The organism is Actinoplanes sp. NPDC048791, from assembly GCF_040650095.1.
Lineage (GTDB): Bacteria > Actinomycetota > Actinomycetes > Mycobacteriales > Micromonosporaceae > Actinoplanes.
Genome location: NZ_JBEZGQ010000505.1, coordinates 1 through 6,067, shown reverse-complemented (window position 1 = coordinate 6,067; position 6,067 = coordinate 1). Strand labels below are relative to the sequence as shown.

6 protein-coding genes are annotated in these 6,067 nt (G+C 71.0%); 2 read left to right on the top strand and 4 right to left on the bottom strand.

All coding sequences use genetic code 11. The features are described 5' to 3' along the window. Nucleotides 1-256, bottom strand: a 256-nt coding sequence (locus AB0C29_RS29330) for a hypothetical protein (RefSeq protein WP_360826681.1), incomplete at its 3' end; no start/stop codon positions are given. A 218-nt stretch (nt 257-474) separates the two neighbouring features. Here AB0C29_RS29330 and AB0C29_RS29325 point away from each other — a divergent pair. Then, the gene (locus tag AB0C29_RS29325; RefSeq protein ID WP_360826678.1) at nt 475-804 is read left to right on the top strand and encodes a putative quinol monooxygenase; all 330 of its coding nucleotides are present in this window, start codon (nt 475-477) and stop codon (nt 802-804) included. Between the two features lie 131 nt (nt 805-935). Here the strand turns inward: AB0C29_RS29325 and AB0C29_RS29320 are convergent, their stop codons facing one another. Both AB0C29_RS29320 and AB0C29_RS29315 read right to left on the bottom strand, forming a co-directional pair. Then, the gene (locus tag AB0C29_RS29320; protein ID WP_360826675.1) at nt 936-2,063 is read right to left on the bottom strand and encodes a cellulose binding domain-containing protein; all 1,128 of its coding nucleotides are present in this window, start codon (nt 2,061-2,063) and stop codon (nt 936-938) included. A gap of 5 nt (nt 2,064-2,068) precedes the next feature. After that, a complete protein-coding gene (locus tag AB0C29_RS29315) occupies nt 2,069-3,412 on the bottom strand; it encodes a glycosyl hydrolase (RefSeq protein ID WP_360826671.1) in 1,344 nt (447 codons plus the stop codon). A 196-nt stretch (nt 3,413-3,608) separates the two neighbouring features. On the opposite strand from AB0C29_RS29315, the gene AB0C29_RS29310 reads away from it, so the two are divergent. After that, complete coding sequence (locus tag AB0C29_RS29310) at nt 3,609-5,819, top strand: cellulose binding domain-containing protein (RefSeq protein ID WP_360826668.1); 2,211 nt, start codon at nt 3,609-3,611, stop codon at nt 5,817-5,819. Nucleotides 5,820-5,822: 3 nt separating this feature from the next. On the opposite strand, the gene AB0C29_RS29305 is transcribed toward AB0C29_RS29310, so the two are convergent. Then, nucleotides 5,823-6,067, bottom strand: a 245-nt coding sequence (locus AB0C29_RS29305) for a 2TM domain-containing protein (protein WP_360826665.1), incomplete at its 5' end; no start/stop codon positions are given.

The following is a 6,067-nucleotide window of genomic DNA, read 5'->3' as shown; positions in this document are numbered from 1 at the left end:
GTGCCCTCGGCCGCCGGGCCCGCAGGGTCACTTCGGGGGAGTGCAGCAGGGCGTCGTGCTGGTGCAGGAGGCGGTGCAGGTTCGCCACGACCTGTTCGATCGGCGGGGCCAGCGGGCCCGGCTCCGGTTCCGGGTGCACCCGGCGCCACACCGCGCGCGCGGCCCGGGGCAGGTAGATGATCGCGCCGAAGGCCAGTGTCGGTGACAGCAGGATCAGCACGATCTGCGTGATCTGCCCGGCCCGCCCGATATCCATGCCCTGCCCGATGTCCGTGCTCAGCGTCCCGTGGCTCCAGCGAAGTCAGATTCGTAGCTTCCGCGCGCCCGCGTCGCACTGTCAAGCGCCGGGACCGGCGCAGCGTGACCCCTTGTCACCATCTGCACGCGCCTGTCGCCGCCGGCTCCGCGGCCGCGCGGAGTTAGATGGACCGGGTACGTGGTGGCACGGCGAGCACGCACGAGAGGCAGGCACCGATGATCTTCATTACCGCGAAGTTCCTGATCAAGCCGGAGGACGCCGACAACTGGCCGCAGATCGCGGCCGCGTTCACCGCCGCGACCCGCGCCGAGCCCGGCTGCCTGTGGTTCGACTGGTCCCGCAGCCTCGACAACCCCGCTGAGTACGTGCTGGTGGAAGCCTTCCGCGACGGCGAGGCGGGAGCGGCGCACGTCGGGTCGGCCCACTTCAAGCAGGCCCAGCGGGACCTGCCGCCGCACCTGGCCGCGACCCCGAAGATCGTCAGTCAGACGGTCGAGCAGGACGACTGGTCCGAGCTGGGCGAGATGGCCGTGCCCGGCGAGTGAACGCCGGGCGGCCCCGGACCTCCGCCCGGTCCGGGGCCGCCGCTTTCAGGCCGGCCCGGTTCGAAGGCCGGCCCGGTTCGAAGGCCGACCCAATTCGAGGCCGGCTCAGGCTGAGGGCCGGCCCGGCCGGCTCAGGAGATAGCCGCCAGCAGCGCCGGATACCAGCGGTCGGCGATCTTGCGGTTGCCGTTGTCGTTGGGATGCACGCCGTCCGGGGTGTCGGTCGCCGTGTTGAAGCCGGTCCACTGGTCGACCACCGTGACCGGCGAGGCCGCGGTGCTGGTCGCCGCCGCCCAAGCCGGGATCGCCGCGTTGAAGTCGATCACGCGCTGGGTGCACTCGGCGCAGTTGCTCGGGGTCATCGGCAGGATCTGCGCCACCAGGATCTTCATCGCCGGGTTGGACGCGCGCATCTGGCCGACCAGTTTGGTGAACGCCGCGAGGATCGTGGCCGGGGAGCGGTTGCTCCACACGTCGTTGGTGCCGAAGTGCATCATCACCACGTCCGGGTCCGTGGCCGACAACCAGCCCGGCAGCTGGTTCTGGTCGGCGACGTTGGTGGCGAGGAAGCCGCCGTGGCCCTCGTTCTCACCGTCGTAGGTGAAGCCGCAGCCCTGCCCGGGCAGGGTCCCGACGAAGTCCACCGAGGAGGCCCGCCCGGCCTGCTGCAACCGCTGCCACAGCAGCGCCCGCCAGCAGCCCGGCGACCCGGTGATCGAGTCACCCAGCGCCATCACCTTGACCACGCCACCGGCCGGCGGCGGGGTGGTGGGCGGCGGGGTCGTGGGCGGCGGCGTGGTGGGCGGCGGAGTGGACGGCGGCGGCGTCGACGGGGCCGGCGTGGTGGGCGGGGTGGTGACTCCACCGGTGCAGGAGACCCCGTTGAGCGTGAAACCGCTCGGCACCGCGTTGCTGCCGGTCCACGAGCCGTTGAAGCCGAACGACGTGGACGCGCCCGTGGCCAGCGAGCCGTTGTAGCCGGCGTTGCGGACGGTCACCGCGGCGCCCGACTGGCTGACCACGCCGTTCCACAGCTGGGTGACGGTCTGGCCGGACGGGAAACTCCAGCCCAGCGTCCACGCGGTCACCGGGTCGCCCAGATTCTTCACCGCCACGGAGGCGCCGAAGCCACCCTGCCATTGGCTGGTCACCGCGTAGGTGACCTGGCAGCCCGCGGCCGCGGACGCCGGTGCGGCCAGCAGACCGATCGGTACGGCGGCAGCCGCGGCCACCGCGACCAGGATTCTTCTCGTCGACATCACATTCACCTCAGGTTGGGGACTTCGTCGCGGGTGACGACGTACGGGCTGGCGTACACGGCCTGGAAGGTCGACACGGGGTTGACGGCGGTGTCGCTGACGAACGTGCTGTGCCAGGTGTTGAACAGCACCCAGCGGGTCGCGGTCGACTCGAGCTGGGCGGGGTCGGGGATGCGGCCGTTCTCGTGCAGCGCGATCGGCACAGTGCTGCCGACGACGGCCTTCGTACGGTTGAACAACGCGGTCAACGGCCCATGATCGCCCGCATAGGTGTCCGCCCCGCCGATGTCCACATAGGCCTTGCCCGGCCAGAACGCTGCCTGCGGCTCCCCGTTGTACGGGTGCAGCCACACCAGGTTGTGCAGCCCCTTCACCCGGGTCAGGTAGTCGAACATGTAGCGCCACAGCCGCACGTACTGGCTGCCGCCCTCCTTGCTCCACCAGAACCAGGTGCCGCCCGCCTCGTGGAACGGCCGCCACAGCACCGCGCCGCCGCCCGCCTGCACCTGGGCGAGCTGGGCCGCCACGGCGTCCATCCGTCGCTTGAAGGTGGCGTTGTCAGGGCTGCCCTCGGTCAGCGCGGCGTTGATGTTCGCGGTGAGCTGGGAGCCGGCGTACCCGTCCTGGGACTGGTTGGGCGCGCCCATGTGGTAGCCGACCATCGGGATGCCGCCGGCGTTCCACCAGGCCAGCGCCCGGGCGCCGAAGGTCGGGGAGTCACCCATGTCCAGGCCGCGGACCGCCGGGTACTTGCCGGTGGCGTTACGGATGTAGTTCAGCTCGTAGTCCGGCCCGTCGACCCAGGTGGACTCCTGCTGGCCGGACAGGATGTGGTTGCCGTACTGGCTGTAGAGGTAGCACAGCAGTCGCCGGGCCGCGGCCGTGGCGGCCGGGTCGACCGGGGCGGCCGGGCAGGAATCGGAAGTGGGCGGCGGTGTGCCCACTGCGCCGGTGCAGGCGACGCCGTTCAGGGTGAATGCCGATGGTGCCGTGTTGGCGCCGGTCAGTGCGCCATTGAAACCGATTGAAACGGATGCGTTGCTCGCGATGCCCGCGTTGTATCCGGCGTCGCGCACGCTGACCGCGGCGCCGGACTGGCTGACCACGCCGTTCCACAACTGGGTGACGGTCTGGCCGGACGGGAAGCTCCAGCCCAGCGTCCAGCCGGTGATGGGGTCGCCGAGGTTGGTGACGGCGACGGACGCGCCGAAGCCGCCCTGCCAGGTGTTCGTGACGGTGTAGGCGACGCGGCAACCGGCTGCCGCGGCGGCCGGGCCGGCGGTGACCACGGCTGTCGCCGCCAGCAGGCACGGTATCGCGGCCAACGCTGTCAGGCGGGTTCCGCTCATCATTCCTCCCGGGGAGAGGCGCGGCGCTGAACCGCGTAAGGAATACCCGGCATTGTGACATGGGAGCGCTCCCAGCAATAGGTCGTAGATTTACGAAAGTTAATTTCAAATAAATTTCCGGGGCTTGACGGGAGCATTTCCCGACGGCAAGGTTGGGAGCGCTCCCAATCGACGGGCGTCACTGCGAGGGGACCACATGCGTACCATCACCAAGTTCGCCGGCCTGGGGGTCGTGGCGCTCGGCGCCGCGTTGCTCACGGCCGTCAACGCCTCGGCGGCGGCCGGCTGCCAGGTCACCTACGCGGTGACCAACACGTGGCAGGGCGGCTTCGGCGCCGCCGTCGAGGTGACCAACCTCGGCGACCCGGTGAACGGGTGGACGCTGGGCTGGAGCTTCCCGTCCGGCCAGACCGTCACCCAGCTGTGGGGCGGCACCGTCACCCAGTCCGGGGCGGCGGTCAGCGTGCGCGACGCGGGCTACAACGCGGCCATCGCCACCGGCGCGAGCGCCTCGTTCGGCTTCAACGGCGCCTTCACCGGTGCCAACGCCAACCCCACGACGTTCACCCTCAACGGCGTCGCGTGCACCGGCGGCACCACCACGACCCCGCCCACCACACCGGCCGGCACACCGCCGGCGAGCACGACCCCGCCGACCTCACCGCCGCCGGCCAACGCCGGCGGACGGCAGATGGAGCGCCTGGACCGCGGCCTGATCAGCGTGCGTTCCGGCAGCGGCAACCTGGTCAGCTGGCGGTGGCTCGCCGCCGACCCGGCCGACGTGGGCTTCAACGTCTACCGGGGCACCACCAAGGTCAACGCCACCCCGATCACCGCCTCGACCAACTACCTCGACGCGGGCGCCGCGGCCGGGGCGGCATACACCGTGCGGGCCGTGGTCGGTGGAGTGGAGCAGGCCGCCTCGGGAGCCGCGCTCAACTTCGCCAACGGTTACCTCGACGTGCCGATCCAGAACCCCAACGGCTCCGCGTACGCGGCCAACGACGCCAGTGTCGGTGACCTCGACGGTGACGGCCAGCTCGAGATCGTGCTCAAGTGGGACCCGCTGAACGCCAAGGACAACTCGCAGTCCGGCGTCACCGACCCGGTCTACGTCGACGCGTACCGGCTCAACGGCACCCGGCTGTGGCGGATCAACCTGGGCCGCAACATCCGGGCGGGCGCGCACTACACCCAGTTCCAGGTCTACGACTACGACGGTGACGGCGACGCCGAGGTGGCCATGAAGACCGCCGACGCCACCGTCTCCGGCACCGGTCAGGTGATCGGCAACGCCTCTGCGGACCACCGCAACTCCAGCGGCTACGTGCTGGCCGGGCCGGAGTTCCTGACCATGTTCGACGGCCGCACCGGGGCCGCGCTGTCGACGGTCAACTACGAGCCGCCCCGCGGCACGGTCTCCTCCTGGGGTGACTCGTACGGCAACCGCGTCGACCGGTTCCTGGCCGGTACGGCGTACCTCGACGGCCAGCGGCCCAGCCTGATCATGGCTCGCGGCTACTACACCCGGACCGTGGTCGTGGCCTGGGACTTCCGCAACGGCGCGCTGACCCGGCGCTGGACCTTCGACAGCAACAGCTCCACCAACTCGGGCACCGCCGGGCAGGGCAACCACCAGCTGTCGGTGGCCGACGTGGACGCCGACGGCCGCGACGAGATCGTCTACGGCTCGCTGGCCATAGACGACAACGGGGCCAAGCTGTGGAACACCGGCCACGGTCACGGTGACGCGATGCACGTGGGCGACCTGAACCCGGCGCGGGCCGGCCTCGAGGTCTTCAAGGTCGACGAGGACGCCAGCAAGCCGTCGTCGTGGTTCGCCGACGCCCGTACCGGTCAGGTCCTGTGGTCCACCCCGGCCAGCGGTGACAACGGCCGCGGCGTCTCGGCCGACATCTGGTCCGGCAGTGCCGGGGCGGAGTCCTGGTCGTCGGCCGCCGACGGCGTCCGTGGCCCGACCGGGTCGGTGGTCGCCACCCGCAAGCCCGGCTCCACGAACTTCCTGGCCTGGTGGGACGGCGACCCGGTCCGGGAGCTGCTGGACGGCACGCACATCGACAAGTACGGCACCTCGGGCGACACCCGGCTGCTGACCGCGGCGAGCGTGCACTCCAACAACGGCACCAAGTCGACCCCGTCGCTGTCCGGCGACCTGTTCGGCGACTGGCGGGAGGAGGTGATCTGGCCGACCGCGGACAACACCGCCCTGCGGATCTACGCCACCCCCACGGCCACGGACCGCCGGATCACCACCCTGCTCCAGGACGCGCAGTACCGGCTCGCGCTCGCCTGGCAGAACACCGCCTACAACCAGCCCCCGCACCCCAGCTTCTTCATCGGGGCGAACATGGCGACGCCGCCCCGGCCCGGCATCACCCAGCCATGACGCTCAGGAACGGGGCGACAGGGTGTAGCTGAAGGCCACGATGAAGTCGATGACCAGAGCCACGGACCAGGGCGCCATGACGGCCCACAGGGGAACGGTCCGGCTCAGGTCACCGACGATGAGGGTGAGGACAGCGAGCACGGTGGCGGCGACGGCGAAGGCCAGCAAGTGCCGCAGCCACTGCCGGCGCTCGCGGGCGGCGTGGGCCCGCCCGGTACGCGGTGGGCGTACAGGTGCGGGCCCACCCG